The following is a 15418-nucleotide window of genomic DNA, read 5'->3' as shown; positions in this document are numbered from 1 at the left end:
GCGTGTCACTTCTGCGCAGAGGGGGCCCCACCGTTCACGCCGGCCTTGCGGGCCGCGGCGATCGTGGCGGCGGACGGCCTGGTCCTGGTGAACTCGTCATGGCCGACCAGCGTCGACTTCCACTGGTCGGCGGAGGTGGTGCCGGACGTCAGCAGCCACTGGGTGCTGATCCGCGGGTTGGAGCCGCCGAAGTACTGGCCGCTCCAGGTGGTCGCGGAGTGGGCGTTGCGGTAGCTGTTGCGCCAGGAGACGGTCCAGCCGAGTGCCGTGCCGTGGTCCGGCGCGGGAAGGGTGTCGAAACGGCCCTTCACCACGTACTGGTTCTCGGCGTTGCCGACCGCCGAGTCGTATGTGCCGGTGAGACTGCCGTTCGCGTGCGCCGTCACCGTGAAGGTCGAACCGAGTTCGTTGTACCAGGTACCGCTGAGGCCGTTCGTGGCGGTGGCCTTCGTCGCCTTCGCCTTGGCCGTGCCCGGGTCGGCGGAGGCGTTCGCGCCGAAGGCGACGAGGGCGAGCGATGCGGCCACGGCGGCAGTGAGCACGGTCTTTTTCTTGTGAGACTGACGAGCGACATCATGGTGACGCCCGTGGGCTCAGCAGCCTCTCCCAATCTCCGCAGACCTCGACAGTGAAATTCCGGACGTCCTTGAAGACGGCATGGGATTGCGGGAGCGCCACTCGTGTCCCTGTGCCGTGTGCCGGCCCGAGCGGGGGCAGGGCGGTCCACCGACAGCACGTCCCACTCTTCGAGCCGGGACAGCACCTTCGCCCCGCCCGTCGGCGAACAGCCCGTCAGCCGCGCCACCGTCGCCGCCGGACGGCCCCGCTCGGTGTCCACGCTGCCCGAACACAGCTGCAGCCAGCCCTTCTCGTTCGAGGACAGCACCATCAGCAACATCCCGAGCCGGTCCGTCGCCGCCCCGTACGGAGGCGATACAGCAGCAACTCGAACATCTTGAGCGTCTCGATGACCCGGCGGTCGGGCTGACCGCGCTGCACGGTGGCCTCATGCAGAGCCGCCTGAAGATCCTTGAACAGCTCCAGGCGGGCGTCACCGGACTGCATGAGGAGAACAGGGAGGTCCGTCACCGACAGGACCGGGTGATCAGTGACCTGGACGGGACACGGGGCGAGCCCCGGCAGCTCCTGGACCTCGCCGACGTACTGCGTTCCCTCACACCGCCCGAGGGGACGGGCCACGAGGGCATCTGGCATCTGCCCCTCGAAGCACGCCGACATCCAGATCGTACTCGGCTTCATAGCGCCGGCCGCCGCGACGTGGGTCGCCGGCGCATCCCGCATCAACGACGTCCCCTCGCCCGACGCCTCGGGTTTCTCCCTCCTCAGGCGTTCCTCTGCCCAGCGGCGCCGTCTGCGGAACCGTGGCCGCCGTCCCGGCCCCCCTCACCGCGCGCTCCGCACGGGCCCGGCGCTGAGCCGCCGCGTGGGAGAGGTCGGCTGGCAGCGGCGTTCGGCGCGGGCCTGTTCGATCAAGATCAGCTGTTCCAGTTCGGGGAAGGCTCGGTGGGACAGGGCCCGCAAGGGCCTTGACCCATGCTGCGAACACGGGTCTACTCGATGACTTGCTGATCACTCATCCGTAGGGTGTGCCCCTGCGTGCTACCCGAAGAGCTTGTCCACAAGTCCTGAGCATTGCTCTGCGACGTGTCAGGTGACGGCGGTATTGCGATGGAAGCGCTCGTGCTCGTGGCTTTCGGGCTTATGACCCTGAGTTTCGGAGCCCTGTGGGCGGTCGACTACCGAGGGATGGTGACCCGCCTGTATCCCCGCCAGTTCCTGGAGCGCGAGCAGTTGCCGCAGCGGCTACGTCGAATGACGCCTCCCCCGGCGCAGCCTGCCGATCAGCGCGCTTCAGGAGTCCTGCTGGCCTTCGTCGGTCTGGTCTTCGCGGTCGCCGGGGTGCGGGCCCTCATGCCGTAGCCGTGGGCGTCGGCTTCCAGGGATACCCTCCGGAGTGAAATCCCCCCGCTGGACAGCCTGATCCTGGGACGCAGGGGTCCCAGTTCGGGGCGGCGCGGTTTCGGCATCTTGGCTCGCTTGCGAGCAGCCCGACGCCGAGGCCGCCGCCGCGGGTTCGCACGCACCCACCTCCAGCACATCTTGACCGCCGCTGCCCTCAACCTCGTCCACGTGGATGGCTCAGCGGCGTTCCGCCAGCAGGAGTCCGGACGTCACGACTCACCCGCCTCCAGCACCTTCTCGCAGCAGCCATGTGAGTCGACCAGCAGGGTCCATCACGGGGACTTCAAACCTCACAGCCGCCCTGTTAGCGTCTGCTGATGGACACAAGCGATCTCCGGTATTTCCTGGCCCTGACACGGTACGGTCGTCTGTCCACTGCAGCCGAGCGTTTGGACGTCGGACACACCACCGTTCGGCGCCGGGTTGCCGCCCTGGAGAAGTCCATCGGGGAAAGGCTCTTCGACAAGACCGTCGCTGGCTGGTCGCTCACCATGGCGGGGCAGCGGCTGCTCCCCTACGCTACCCGCATCGAGAGCGAGGCCGATGCCGCGCGGGCAGCGCTGAAGGACGAGCAGCGCAGCGTCAAGGGCACCGTGCGCATCGTGACCACGGACGCGATGGGCAGCATGGTCATTGCTCCCGGTCTCGCCTCGCTGCAACGCACACACCCCTCGATCGAGGTCGACCTGGTCACCACCAGCCATCTACTCAACTACGCAATGGGCGAATTCGACATCGCGGTAACGATCGGTGACATGAACGAGCGCCGCGGTTTCCGGAAGGTACATCTGTGTGACTATGAGCTGAGGCTCTACGCGAGCCTCGGCTATCTGGCCGACAATCCCCCGATCACGACGATCAGCGATCTCTCGGCGCACCGGATGATCTGGTTCGTTGAGTCCCTGCTGCAGCTCCCCGAGCTCCGCAACAGCGAGAACGAGGGGATCGCCGCCCAGATGAACATCATGCTGCGCACCACCAATGTCTTCGCCCAGCTGGAAGCGACCACAGCCGGCGCCGGACTCGGCCTGCTGCCGTGCTTCCTCGCGCACGAGGACCGACGCCTGGTACCGGTGCTGCACGATGACGTGCGTCACCGGCGCAGCTTCCGGATGGTCATTCCGTCCCGGCTGCTGAACGTGGAGCTGATCACGACGGTCGCGACGCATCTGTTCGCCGACGTGCAGCAGCAGCGCCAGCGGTTCATTCCGCGTGCTGAGAAGCCGTCGTCGGACCGAACTTGAGCGGTAGGTTCTGCCAGCTCGGGCATGACCCCGGGGCTGGGCAGGCAGGCTGGGGCCGTCGGGTTGTCTCGTCGGTGGAGGCACCGGGATGGCGTCGGTCGTGGGGCTCCTGGAGGAGCGGGAGCTGGTCGCGCGGGAGCGTGTGGAGGGCTGCGGGAGGCGGCGGACCGGGTGCTGGCCGAACTCACGGAGGCGGAATCGGACTGGCAGGAGTGTCTGATCGCCCGGCAGCGTGCGGGCGAAATCCTGTCCGTGCCGCGAATCGGCGAGGCTGAAGTGGCCGACGCAGTCCGGCGGAGGAGCCTTTCGTGCCCGGGCAGGGGCCCGAGCCGTCGACGGACGCGCCCGCCGTGGTGTCTGCCGCTGGGGCTGCGCGGGCGGGTTCGATCGTCCCGGTGTGGCGCGCTGACAGCGTCCGTGCTCGCCCTGGCCTACCAGCGCATCCTCTCCGCGCCGGCGGAGCGTCGCACGGATGGGGAAGGGATGATGGCGTGCCAGGAGATCGCCGCCGCACACGGGCTGGAGCTGTGCCCGGCCGGCGTGGAAGGCGGGCGATCGAAGATGAAGCGGCTCGCGGGCAGCGGCTGGGTGACAGAGCCGGCCCCGGAGGTTCACCCTCGCCGACGGGCCAGCCGCCGGGTCATGAGCGACGTCGTCGACCACAGCACCGTCTGTTCGTGGACGGCCGGCAGCGTCTCGTGGTCGCGTACCAGGCGGCGCGAGCGGAACGGCCGGGCGAAGTGCGCTCCACGCACCAGTGCCTCGGGAGCACCACGAACCCCGGTACGTCGTCACTGCGCTTGACCGGCCGCACGGTGAGCCGGAGCTTCACCTTCGCCCAGGCGACCAGGCGGCCCGCGTAGCCGCCGTCGGTCCAGGCCAGCGCGAGGACGCGGGGACCGTGGCGGCGGCCCGCACCGACTGCGGGTCGACGATGGCGGCGGTCGGCTCCGGATCGCGGCCGGCGTCCTCACGCACCAGGCCGCGCAGCCGGTCGTGCAACTCGGTCAGCAGCCCTGCGCACCCCAGCGTCACGCGAGCGCGTAGACGCGGTCCCACACGGGGAAGACGCCCGGCATGTGATACCGCCCGCGACCAGGTAGCGCACGGCGCCCGGCATCCGGCGGTGGCAGCAGCCCTCCTGCTGACCGCCCTTCCCGCTCATCCACGCCGGGACCGGCCTCGCCTCCCGCACGACCGCCCACTCCGCATCCGGCATGTCCGAGGGACACCGCGGCTCGCGGTCCTGATGGCCACCCGCATTCCCGAACCGGTGAGCGGGGCAATCACACGACCGGGCAACCGAGTCGGATTCCACACGGAACCGCAAGACTGCGACACGGGGCCTCCCGGCCGGCTCGTTCGGACTTCGACAGTCCCGAGCCGGGCAGGAGGCCCCGCCTTCATGCACGCCGGAGCCGGGGACCAGGCGACCGAGTCACCACACTCGAACCGGCGTCCAACAAGATCGGTACTACAACGGCCTCTCAGTGCCCGGCGCCACGGTAACGCCTGTCCACCCGGCCCAGAATCGACACCGCGATGTCGAGCGGGCTGCAGTCGCCGAACCAGGACGCCCAGTCGGCCAGCGAGATCTCGTGCCGACCGGACTCACCGATCAGGACGACCTCCTCGCCGACCCCCACCTCGCCAACGTCGTCGAGCGCCAGCACGGTGTGCTCCAGGGAGACGCCGACGACGGGCACGGGCCGGCCGTGGACGAGCGCGTGCATTGGCCGCCCGCCGGACGGGCGTCGCATGCCGTCCCTGATGCCGAAGGCGATGACCCCGGTACGCCCGGCGGTCCCGCCGCCGTAGCCGCCGCTCGTCGACGGGCCACTCGGTCCCGGATGCCGTCCGACGTGGACCAGCCGTGCCGTCAGCGCGGTGAGCACGGGGGCGAACCGCCTGGCCGGCGCAACGTCTGCGGCCAGCGGTGACAGCCCGTAGAGCAGTTGTCCGACGCAGACGGCGTTGCTCACGTCGGGCAGCCCGGACAGCACGCCGGCCGACCCCCAGACCTGCGTCACCTTCGGCTCGATACCGTCGCGGGCGAGGCCGGACAGCAGGTCACGGAACGGCGCATAACGCTCGACCGCCCATTCCCGACCCGCCCGGTCGCCGAACGGAAGGTGGGTGTAGACGCCTTCCAGGTGGACCCGGTGGTCGGCGTTGACCGCCCGGGCGAAGTCCCGGGCCTCGGCGACGGGCACGCCGAGGCGGCCCAGACCGCAGTCGACCTTCAGGTACACCGGGACGGCGCGGCCACGGCGGGCTCCGACGCGGGCCGCCGCTGCCAGCCCGCCGCCGTCGTGGATCGTGGGCACCAGATCGTGCCGGACAAGGTCGGCGACCTCGTCCGGCAGGTAGCCGCCGAACATGATGATCTTCGCCTCGACCCCGGCGCGACGGGCAGCGACCGCCTCCCCGACGTTGCCGGTCCACAGCCCGTACGCGCCGGACTGCTCAAGCGCCCGCGCCATCTCGACCGCGCCGAACCCGTAGCCGTCAGCTTTGATCGCACCGATCATATGCCGACCCCCAGCGAGCCTGGTCACCTCCTCCACGTTGCGCAGCAGCGCGCCGAGGTCGACGTCGGCCCACACGCTCCGCGCCGAGCCGGTCACCGCGGGCCCGCCGGTAGGTCGGCGGCGGCCGGCGCCGGGGCCGGGCGGCCCCACAGGTCGCACGTCAGCCGGCCGCGCAGGTCCCGGGTGACGGCACGCAGTGGCGCCACATCAGTGGCTGTCAGGCACTGATGCACCAGGTCCGCGACCGCAGGGACCAAGTCGATCCCGCCGCCGCGGCGCACGAACTCCTGGGTGCCGAAGCGGATGCCCTCCGGTGGGGTCCCGGGGCGCTGCCACGGCACTCGGCAGGTCCCGGCGTGCACGCCGGAGCTCGCCAGCCGCCGCACCGCCGCCCGCGCGCCGCCCAGCCCGTGCGCGTCGATGACCACCTGGTGGGTCTGGGTGAAGCCGCGGTGCTGGCCGATCACCGGCAGGCCAAGGGCGTGCAACCGTGCCGCGAGCTCGACCGCACATTCGACGGTGGGCACCGCCCAGGCCGGCGACTGCTCGACGGCCTCGCCTGCGGCCACGGCCAGCGGCCCCAGCCTGGACGGATCGTAGTTGGACAGCAGTGTCGGGTAGGCCGCGGCGGCGAGCCGCGCGGCGTGTTCGGCGGCCAGCGAGACGGCCGCGCCGCCGGCCGGCCCGGCCAGGGTCTTGTAGGTCGAGAACGTCACCACGTCCGCGCCCTCGGCGAGCGGATCCTGGAAGCACCCCGCGGCGATCAGGCCGGCGGTGTGCGAGGCGTCGTAGACCAGCACCGCGCCGACCCGGTCGGCTGCCGCCCGCAGCGGCCCGAGGTCGTGCGGGAACAGAGCGACGCTGCCACCGACCAGGATCAGCCGCGGCCGCACCTGTTCCACGAACGCCTGGACCGCTACGGCGTCGGTGTCGAGTGCCTCTGGCGAGTACGGCAAGTGCGCGACCGTCAGGCCGCGGATGCCGGCCGCGCCGTCGGCCTCCTGGTGGCTGGTGTGGCCACCGGCCTCCGGGGAGAGCACCGCGATCGTGTCGCCGGGCTCGGTGAACGCGACGTAGGCCGCTAGGTTGGCCATCGTCGCGGACAGGTAGCGCACCTCGGCGTATCTGCCCCGCAGAGCGTGGGCCACCTGTCCGATGGCCAGCACCTCCAACTGCTCGATCTCCTCAACTGCTGTCTGCTCCTTCTCCCCCGGCCAGCCCATCGCCGGCCGCGTCGACAGTGAGCCGTCGTGCGCCGCTTCGACACCCGGGGACAGCACGTTGGTGCCGGCGTAGAGCATCAGACCGTCGGCAACCCGGTCGCGGTGGTCGCGCTGCGCACGTTCGACAGCTGCGGCGACCTCGGTGGTGCCCCCGGTAGGCCGGGCCTCCAGGGTCGCCAACCGCTGTTGGGCGGCAGGTGAGGCCCACGGAGCAATCCTGGACCGGGAGTCGCTCGGCTCGGGTGGCGCGCCGGGTGCGGTGGCCGCCGCACCCGGTCGCGCTTCAGGGACGCAGCGCATGAATGTCAGCCTCCGCAGCTTCAGCGTCTGTAGTGGTCGCCCGCTCCTTGCGGCGGTTGAGGACGTGGTAGCCCACGGCGAACGTCGCCGCCCAGAACGGCAGCGCGTACAGTGCCACCCGTTGGGAGTCGTCGAAGGCCAGCAGCACCAGCACCATGGTGAGGAACGCCAGCGTCGCCCAGCACATCGGCGTCGCGAAGGGCAGCCGGAAACTGCTGGCCGGGACCTCTCCGCGGGCAACCCGGCGGCGGTACACGAGATGGCAGACGATGATGACACCCCAGCTCCAGATGGCGCCGAGGGTGGCCACCGAGGAGATGTAGGCGAACGCCTGTTCCGGGACAACGGCGTTGATAGCGACCCCGATGAGCATCACCGCGCCGGACGCGACGATCGCGGTGGCGGGTACGTGGCCGGAGTTGGTCATCTTGAACCGCTTCGGCGCCAGCCCGTCGGTGGCGAGCTTCTTGAGCAGCCTGCCGTTGCTGTAGAGGCCGGCGCTGCACGACGACAGCGCCGAGGAGAGCACGACGAAGTTCATGACGCTGCCCGCGGCCGGCAGGCCGATCTGCGTAAAGCCCTTCACGAAGGGGCTCTCTGACGCGCTGAACTGATCCCACGGGAACAGCGACAGCAACACGACGAGGGTGCCGATGTAGAAGATGCCGATCCGCCACGGAATGGAGTTGATGGCCCGCGGCAGTACGGTGGCCCGGTCCTTGGTCTCGGCCGCGGTCATGCCGATGAGCTCGACACCCTGGTAGGAGAACACCACGATCTGGAAGGCCAGCAGGACGGCGAGCAGGCCGTGCGGGGCAACGCCGCCGTGCGACCAGAGGTTGGCTATGCCGCCCTCTCGGCCGGCCGAGCCGATGTCGAACACGAGCACCGCGGCCCCACCGGTGATCAGCGCGAGGATCGCGAGGATCTTGATGGAGGCGAACCAGAACTCGGCCTCGCCGAAGAACCCGACCTTCGCCATGTTCAGGCTCACGATGACCACCAATGCGATCAGCGCGGTGAGGTACTGCGGGAAGGACGGGAACCAGTACTTCACGAAGATGCCCGCCGCGGTGATCTCGGCCATCCCGATGATCGTCCAGGTGACCCAGTAACCCCACCCCGTGACGAAACCGTAGAACGGGCCGAGGAACTCACGGGCGTACTCGGCGAAGCTCCCGGTGACCGGCCGGTACATCAGCAGCTCGCCGAGAGCCCGCATGATGATGAAGATGAAGAAGCCGGTGATGGCGTAGATGGGGATGACTGCGGGACCTGCGAACGAGATTCCCTTGCCGGAGCCCAGGAACAGCCCCACGCCGATGGCACCACCGATGGCGATCATCCGGATATGGCGTTTGTCCAGGCCTTGAGCAAGCCCGTCTTCGTTCAGTCGCGCAGGCGGTACATCCGCTTTCGTCATACTCTGTCCCTGATTCGATCGGCGAACGGCGCGCCACAGTGCACACCGCTCGATTGATACGCAGATGTGGTGAGTCGGGGTCCGGGGGCCGTACGGCCCCCGGACCCCGACTCACAGGTCGAGTACCAACGACGGGGTGCATGCCCGGGAACAGCAGGGCAGGATCACCTCGTTCGACTCCCGTTCCTGAGGGGTCAGGAACGAGTCCCGGTGGTCGGGGATCCCGTCGAGCACCTCGGTCTCGCAGGTGCCGCAGGTGCCCTCGCCACACGACGTCGGGACATGCACGCCGATGGCCCGAACGGCCTCGACGATCGTCTGCCCGGCCTCGACCCGCACGAGGATCTTCGAGCGCTGCAACTCGACGTCGAACGGCTCGTCGGCGCCGTCGAGCGCGCCTTCCTTCGCCCGGAACCGCTCGACGTGCAAGGCCTCGGAGGGCCAGGGTCGGCACACGTCCTCCACGGCGTCGAGGAGCGGGCCGGGGCCGCAGCAGTAGATCGCGACCCCGGTCCGGGGCTCACCGAGGAAACCCTCGATGTCGATGTGGCCGCGCTCGTCCTGCGGCCACATCACAACCCGTTCGCCGTACCGGCCCAGGGCCTCGGTAAAGGCCATTGAGCCGATCTGGCGGCCGCCGTATACGAGTCGCCACGGCACGCCGCGGAATTCGCAGTCGGCGATCATCGGCAGGATCGGAGTGATGCCGATCCCGCCGGCGATGAACAGGTACTCCTGAGCGTCGTTGACCAGCGCGAAGTGGTTGCGTGGCCCGCGGATGAGGATCTTGTCCCCTGCGGCAAGCGACTCGTGTACCCAGCGCGACCCGCCCCGGCTTTCGGGCTCGCGCAGGACCGCGACCTTCAGTACGCGGTCATCGGCAGGATCGCCGCACAGCGAGTACTGCCGTTCGAGCTGCTCATCGATGACGAGATCGATGTGTGCCCCGGGTTCCCACCGGGGCACCCGGTCTCCGGTCGGCGAGACCAGGTCCAGCGAGACGACACCGTCGGCCTCGGTCTGGATCCGCTCGACGACGAGGTGGGTCTCGAGTGGGTAGTCTGCGTTGGTCATCTCTGCATTCCGGGTTGCTGGAACAGGGGGTTCAGCTGGCCGCAGCGGCGGGCCCGACACCGGCGCGGCGGCGGCTGGTGTCGACGACGATGACGTCGTCGTCGATCTCGACCGCGTAGCCCTCCAGCACGTAGGCCGGCGAGTCGGCGGTAGCGGACTCACAGACCTCTGCACCGGCGACGACCGCGACGTCGTACTTGCGGACACGGTCGTTTTCGGGGTCGTAGAAGGACACCCCGGTGCGGATGTCGTACTCCCACTGGTGCCAGGGGCAGCGGATCGAGCGCCGCGGCTCGTAGGCAATCTGGTCGCTCGGGGTGTCGGCGTGCGAGACCCCGAAGACCGTGCCCGTGGAGGCGAGCTCAGCACCCTTGTGCGGGCACTGGTTGAGCAGGGCGAAGAACTCGCCGTCGACATTGAACACGCCGATCGAACGCCCCGCCAGTTCGACGATCTTGCGACCGCCAACCGGGATGTCGTCGACCCGTCCCACTACGTGTCGGGCCATCGCTACGCCACCTCGTCCACGACGCCGAAGAACTTCTTACCGTTGTCACGGAGGATCTTCTCCCGCAGCGCGACCGGGAAGTTGCGGGGGAACGCGGTCTCCGGGGCGTCGAAGTCAAAGTGCGGGTAGTCCGTCGCGAACACGACGTTGTCGGCGCAGAACTCCTCGATCAGCTCAGCGAGGTGCTCCGGCTTCTCGGGCTCATCGATCGGCTGGGTGGAGGCCCAGATGTGGTCGGGGATGTATTCCGACGGCTTGCGCTGGAGGTCGGGCAGCTCGCGGCGGCAGGTCTCCCAGGTGTAGTCCATGCGCTGGACCAGCGGCGCGAAGTGCACCACATTGCCCTCGACGAACATGACCTTGAGGTTCGGGAACCGGTCGAAGGTACCCGACAGCACCAGGTTCAGCAGCTGCGACTGGAAGCTCTGCACATGGCCGGTGTGGTACTCGGTGTGGTACGAGGTCCAGCCGGTGCCGGTGTTGGCGTGGCCGCCGCCCTGCGAGAGGTGCAGCTGGATCGGCAGGCCGGCGGCCTCGCACGCCTCGTAGATGGGCCAGTACTTCTTGCCGCCCAGAGGCTCGAGGGTCTTGCTGGTGCCCAGGACCGCGACGACGCCGGGGTCGCCGGCGTGGCGCTGGATCTCCTCGACGGCGTAGGCCGGTGACTCGAACGTCACGGTGATCGCCGCGCGCATTCGCGGGTCGTGGTAGACGAGGTGGTTGAGCTGCCAGTCGTTGGTGGCGGCGCACAGCGCGGCCGCGAACTCCTGGTTCAGCGCCTGCGCGGCAGGGTTGAGGGTCTGCCCACCGGGAGCCAGGCACTGCAGCACGCCGAGCTGGATATTGTGCTTGTCCAGCAGTTGGGTGATCAGCAGGTCGCGGTCCGAGCCGGGGTAGCCCTCCTCCGGCCACGAGTCGGCGCGCATCGCACCGCCGTACATCTGCGGGTACTCGGTGATGAACTGCAGACCGGTCGTGTTGCGCACGCCGTACTCGTTCCAGTGCTGCTTCCAGCGGTCGTCCAGGTACGGGTCGAGCGCGCCGTCCAGCGGAACCGGGTGGATATCTGCGTCGACGACACCGGTGTCCACCACCATCGCGGGGAGGCTACGGGGGCGGTGCTGTTCGATCGTGGTCATGACTGGCCAACCTTTCCGGCGGGAGCGGTGAGCTTGTACAGGTCGAATGCGTTGCGCCGATAGATGCGGTCCAGGAGGTCCGCGTTGTCTGTGCCGTTGGCGATGTCACGCGGCGCCGAGTAGTGCCGGTGCGGGTAGTCGCTCGAGTACACGAGCATGTCCTCCGAGCCCAGTCGGTCGACGATCGAGTCGAGCCCGCCCGGCAGCTCGGCGCCGTCTGCTGGGGCGGTCGTGACCTTGACATGCCGGCGGATCAGCTCCGACGGCGGCTCCTGCACCCAGGGGATGTCGGGCCGGTAGCTGCGCCAGAGCTTGTCGAACTTCCAGATGAACGGCGGCAGCCAGTGGAAGCCGAGCTCGCTGAGCAGGATCTTGGTGTCCGGGAACTTTTGCAGTACGCCCTCGGAGATGATCGAGTTCAGCTGTGCCTCGATGTTGGACGTCTGCCCGATGTACCACTCAAGGTGTGATGCGGGCCAGCCCACCGAGGTCGGCGCCTGGCGGAACACTCCGCCGGCGTGCAGGGCCACCGGCAGCCCGGCGGCCTCGGCGGCCTCCCAGATCGGCCAGTTGATCTCGCGCCCGTAGAGCAGTTCCGACTGGCCGAGCAGCAGCACCTGCACGAACCGGGGGTCCCCGGCCCAGTAGGCGATCTCCTCGGCAGCAGCGCGCGGCGCGCCCAGCGGGACCACGATCGACCCGCGCAGCCGCGAGTCCTTGTCCAGCCACTCCTGAGCGAGCCAGTGGTTGAGGGCCCTGGCGTGCGCCATCTCCCGGCGGGGCTGGTGGATCTGCTGCACCGCGTAGAGGCAGCTCAGCACGGCATAGTCGGTGAAGCCATCGGCGAAGACGTCGGCAACGACGTTCTCGACGTTGGTCGCGGCACGGCCGTCGGCGCCGACGCGGGCTTCGGGCCGCTGTGCGATCGCGGATCCCTGGGGGTGGTAATTGGGCTCGTAGCTGGGGGCCAGTTGGGCGACGAGCTGGTCCGCCCAGTACTCGTCGAGGTACGGCAGCAGCGAGTGCGGTGACGGCAGTACCGCGTGCACGTCGCAGTCCACGACTCCGGCGGCGGAGCTGGTGGCGCCAACGGCGTCGGCCGCCACGCTCGGGGTAGTCATCGAGTGGTGGTCCTTTCTGTTCGGGTCTAGTGACTAATGTCGATGGAGATGTGCTTGCGCTGGGTGAAGCCCTCGAGCATGCCTTCGAGGGAGAACTCGCGGCCGATGCCGCTCTGCTTCACACCGCCGTAGGACTGCCCCAGCACCTGGGCGCCGCCCTGGTTGACCTGCACCCAGCCGGCCTCGACAGCGTTGGCGGTGCGGATCGCACTGCCCAGGTCGTGGGTCCAGACGAACGCTGAGAGCCCGTAGTGGGTGGCGTTGGCCATCGCGATGACCTCGTCCTCGTCGTCCCACGGGATCACACAGAGGACCGGTCCGAAGATCTCCTCCTGGGCGATGCGCCACTCGTTCTCAACGCCCACGAAGACGGTCGGCTCGACGAAGTAGCCGCCGGCGAGCGGGCCGTCGGCCGGCGGCTTGCCGCCCAGCAGAACCTGCGACTGCTGCTGGCCGAGGCCGTCGTCGATGTAGCCGCAGACCCGGTCGAACTGCTTCTTGTTGACGATGGCGCCGATGTCGGAGTCCTCGTCGAGCGGGTCACCGACCTTCATCTTGGCCAGGTTTGCGACGACCTTCTCGACGAAGGAGTCGAGAATGCTGCGGTGGGCGAACAGCCGGGAACCAGCAGTGCACGACTGGCCCTGGCGGGCGAACCGCATGGCGGAGATCGCGCCCTGGGCCGCCCACTCCTCGTTGGCGTCCGGGAAGACGATTTGCGGGTTCTTGCCACCGAGTTCCAGGGAGACCGGAACGATCCGCTCGGCCGCCGCGGACATCACTCGGGAGCCGGTGGCGGTCGAGCCGGTGAATGACAGCTTCGCGACGCCGGGATGGGTGATCAAGGCCTCGCCGGCCTCGACACCGTAGCCGACGACGACGTTCAGCACGCCGGCCGGCAGGAACTCCGCACAGATCCTCGCCATGTCCAGGACGGCCAGCGGGGCGTCCTCGGCAACCTTGAGCACCAGTGTGTTGCCCGCGGCCAGGGCGCAGGCGATCTTCATGGCCGACAGCTGGACGGGGGCGTTCCACGGCACGATCGCGCCAACGACGCCCAGAGGCTCGCGGCGGGAGTAGTCGAGAACGTGCGCGTTGAGCGGGATATGTTCGCCCTTGGACTCGCTGGCCAGCGAGCCGAAGTAGCGGAACACGTCGACGGCGTACCGGACCTCGCCGCGCGACTGGGTCTTGATCGCGTTGCCGTTCTCCTCGGAGATGATCCGGGCGAGACGCTCGACATCGGCCTCGAGGACGTCGGCGATCTGCTGCAGCAACCGACCGCGGGCCCGCGGGGCGGTGTCACGCCACTTCGGGAACGCCTGCTGAGCGGCCGCGATGGCGTCGTCGATGTCCTTCTCGTCCCCGCGCGGCACCTCGGCGATGACCTGCATGCTGCGGGGGCTTTCCACGGCGATCGACTGGCCGTTGCGGGACGGGACCCACTGCCCGTCGATGAGGTTGAGGTACTCGTTGCTGAGCGTGGGAGTCAGTGTTGGCACTGTTCGGCTCCGGCTTCGGTTGGTTCGGATTCGACGGGATGTCGATCAGGTGCTGGGCACCGCGGTGTCGTCGGGGTCGATCACCCTGATGACCGCCGAGCAGTCCAGCCGGGGGCTCGCCGTCGCGAGCTCGTCGACCAGCTGCCGCGCGGCCGCCGCAACCCGCAGTTCCATGTCCGCACCGTCGGCGGCGGCCACGGCCAGCCCCAGGTCCTTCGCCAGCAAGTCGGCGGCGAACCGCGGGGCGTAGTCGTTGTTCGCGGCCGCGGCCTCGACCAGCCCGGGACGGGGGCAGAATTGGGCGAGGGCCCAGCTGTTGCCCGACGACGTACTCAGGACGTCGTAGAGCTTCTGCGCCGACAGGCCCGAGCGTTCACCGAGCACGAACGCCTCGGACACCGCGACGAGGTTGCTGCCGAACACCAGTTGGTTGCACGTCTTGGCCACCTGCCCGGCTCCGGCTTCGCCGCAGTGCACGGTCTTGTTCCCCATGGCATCGAAGGCGTGCTGGGCCGACCGCACCGCCTCGGCGGAGCCGCCGACCATGAACGTAAGGGTGCCTGCGGTGGCACCGCCTACGCCTCCGGAGACCGGGGCGTCCAGGACATGGATGCCGCGCCGGGTCCCGGCGGCGGCGACGTCACGGCTGGTGGCGACATCGATCGTCGAGCAGTCGACGACGATGCTGCCCGGTGCGAGCACGTCCAGCGGGCCGCCCTCGGCCAACAGCACCTGCCGGACGTGGTCGCCTTTGGGCAGCATCGTGATCAGCAGATCCGCGCCGTCGGCCGCCTCGACCGCCGAGGACACCGTCTCGAACCCGTGCTCGCGCGCCTTCTCGGCCTGGGCGGTGACGACATCGAACCCGCGTACGTTGTGGCCCGCCTCGACCAGGTTGATCGCCATCGGCAACCCCATGGTGCCAAGCCCGATGAACCCGACTTTGCTGCTCATTGGCTCCAACTTTCTGGCGTCGTTGTTATGTGGGCCATCGTCAGCAGCCAAGAGATGAACGGCAACAGTCAAAAGTGTTCACATGCCGTGCAAAAATGAACAATGCCAGGTCAGTGGCCGTTCCAGTCTCGGATACGTTTCCCAGGCATTGGCAAACGGCCTTCCCTGACCGCAAACTCGCTCGCGAGTAGTAACGCCGGTTCCTGGGATCGGGGGGCGCGCCCTGCATGGTCCGAGCCTCGGAGATGAGTCGTGTCCATGGCGCACTTTGATCGTGAGCCCGTTCCGAACCGATATGACGAGCACCTGGCCGGCTCTACTGAGCCGCCACCGCCGTTCGGCCGAGGTCATCGCCGCCGCCCAGCGCAGCGAGCAGGCCGCCTTCTTCCATAGGAGGACCTACAGCAGGGGGGCAG

At 68.9% G+C, this 15418-nt stretch carries 15 protein-coding genes; 2 read left to right on the top strand and 13 right to left on the bottom strand.

The window, feature by feature from the left end; translation table 11 throughout:
* Positions 1-5 precede the first annotated feature (5 nt).
* On the bottom strand, positions 6-542 hold the full coding sequence (locus GTY84_RS31425) for an avidin/streptavidin family protein (RefSeq protein WP_161229793.1): 537 nt from the start codon (positions 540-542) through the stop codon (positions 6-8).
* A 346-nt stretch (positions 543-888) separates the two neighbouring features.
* Positions 889-1260 carry a hypothetical protein gene (locus GTY84_RS31420; protein WP_237532833.1) on the bottom strand — a complete coding sequence of 124 codons (372 nt, stop codon included), beginning with the start codon at positions 1258-1260 and terminating at the stop codon, positions 889-891.
* Positions 1261-1707: 447 nt separating this feature from the next.
* Here GTY84_RS31420 and GTY84_RS31415 point away from each other — a divergent pair, with 447 nt between their 5' ends.
* Positions 1708-1941, top strand: a complete 234-nt coding sequence (locus GTY84_RS31415) for a hypothetical protein (protein ID WP_161229791.1) — start codon at positions 1708-1710, stop codon at positions 1939-1941.
* Positions 1942-2300: 359 nt separating this feature from the next.
* A complete protein-coding gene (locus GTY84_RS31410; RefSeq protein WP_161229790.1) occupies positions 2301-3227 on the top strand; it encodes a LysR family transcriptional regulator in 927 nt (308 codons plus the stop codon).
* A 611-nt stretch (positions 3228-3838) separates the two neighbouring features.
* Here GTY84_RS31410 and GTY84_RS34420 read toward each other — a convergent pair.
* From GTY84_RS34420 to mmsB, 11 genes are all read right to left on the bottom strand, one after another.
* Complete coding sequence (locus GTY84_RS34420) at positions 3839-3982, bottom strand: hypothetical protein (RefSeq protein WP_237532832.1); 144 nt, start codon at positions 3980-3982, stop codon at positions 3839-3841.
* A 73-nt stretch (positions 3983-4055) separates the two neighbouring features.
* A complete protein-coding gene (locus GTY84_RS34415) occupies positions 4056-4262 on the bottom strand; it encodes a hypothetical protein (RefSeq protein WP_237532831.1) in 207 nt (68 codons plus the stop codon).
* A 452-nt stretch (positions 4263-4714) separates the two neighbouring features.
* Positions 4715-5854, bottom strand: a complete 1140-nt coding sequence (gene alr / locus GTY84_RS31400) for an alanine racemase (RefSeq protein WP_161229789.1) — start codon at positions 5852-5854, stop codon at positions 4715-4717.
* On the bottom strand, positions 5851-7161 hold the full coding sequence (locus tag GTY84_RS31395; RefSeq protein WP_202552363.1) for a hypothetical protein: 1311 nt from the start codon (positions 7159-7161) through the stop codon (positions 5851-5853). The genes alr and GTY84_RS31395 overlap by 4 nt, the downstream gene beginning before the upstream one ends.
* Positions 7162-7264: 103 nt before the next feature.
* The gene (locus GTY84_RS31390; RefSeq protein WP_161229787.1) at positions 7265-8704 is read right to left on the bottom strand and encodes an amino acid permease; all 1440 of its coding nucleotides are present in this window, start codon (positions 8702-8704) and stop codon (positions 7265-7267) included.
* A 111-nt stretch (positions 8705-8815) separates the two neighbouring features.
* Positions 8816-9778 (bottom strand): PDR/VanB family oxidoreductase, encoded by a 963-nt coding sequence (locus GTY84_RS31385; RefSeq protein WP_161229786.1) that lies wholly within the window; start codon positions 9776-9778, stop codon positions 8816-8818.
* A 31-nt stretch (positions 9779-9809) separates the two neighbouring features.
* Positions 9810-10286, bottom strand: coding sequence for a Rieske (2Fe-2S) protein (locus tag GTY84_RS31380; protein WP_161229785.1), 477 nt, complete (start codon positions 10284-10286; stop codon positions 9810-9812).
* Positions 10287-10288: 2 nt separating this feature from the next.
* Positions 10289-11425, bottom strand: a complete 1137-nt coding sequence (locus tag GTY84_RS31375) for an amidohydrolase family protein (RefSeq protein ID WP_161229784.1) — start codon at positions 11423-11425, stop codon at positions 10289-10291.
* Positions 11422-12546: an amidohydrolase family protein gene (locus GTY84_RS31370; protein WP_161229783.1), complete on the bottom strand. Its 1125-nt coding sequence runs from the start codon at positions 12544-12546 to the stop codon at positions 11422-11424. The genes GTY84_RS31375 and GTY84_RS31370 overlap by 4 nt, the downstream gene beginning before the upstream one ends.
* A 26-nt stretch (positions 12547-12572) precedes the next feature.
* Complete coding sequence (locus GTY84_RS31365) at positions 12573-14048, bottom strand: aldehyde dehydrogenase family protein (protein WP_161229782.1); 1476 nt, start codon at positions 14046-14048, stop codon at positions 12573-12575.
* 45 nt (positions 14049-14093) lie between these two features.
* Positions 14094-15011, bottom strand: a complete 918-nt coding sequence (gene mmsB, locus GTY84_RS31360) for a 3-hydroxyisobutyrate dehydrogenase (RefSeq protein WP_272919310.1) — start codon at positions 15009-15011, stop codon at positions 14094-14096.
* Positions 15012-15418 lie beyond the last annotated feature (407 nt).

It is taken from the genome of Streptomyces sp. SID8352, from assembly GCF_009862265.1.
Classification (GTDB): Bacteria; Actinomycetota; Actinomycetes; order Streptomycetales; family Streptomycetaceae; genus Streptomyces.
This window is presented reverse-complemented; position numbering and strand designations above follow the sequence as displayed.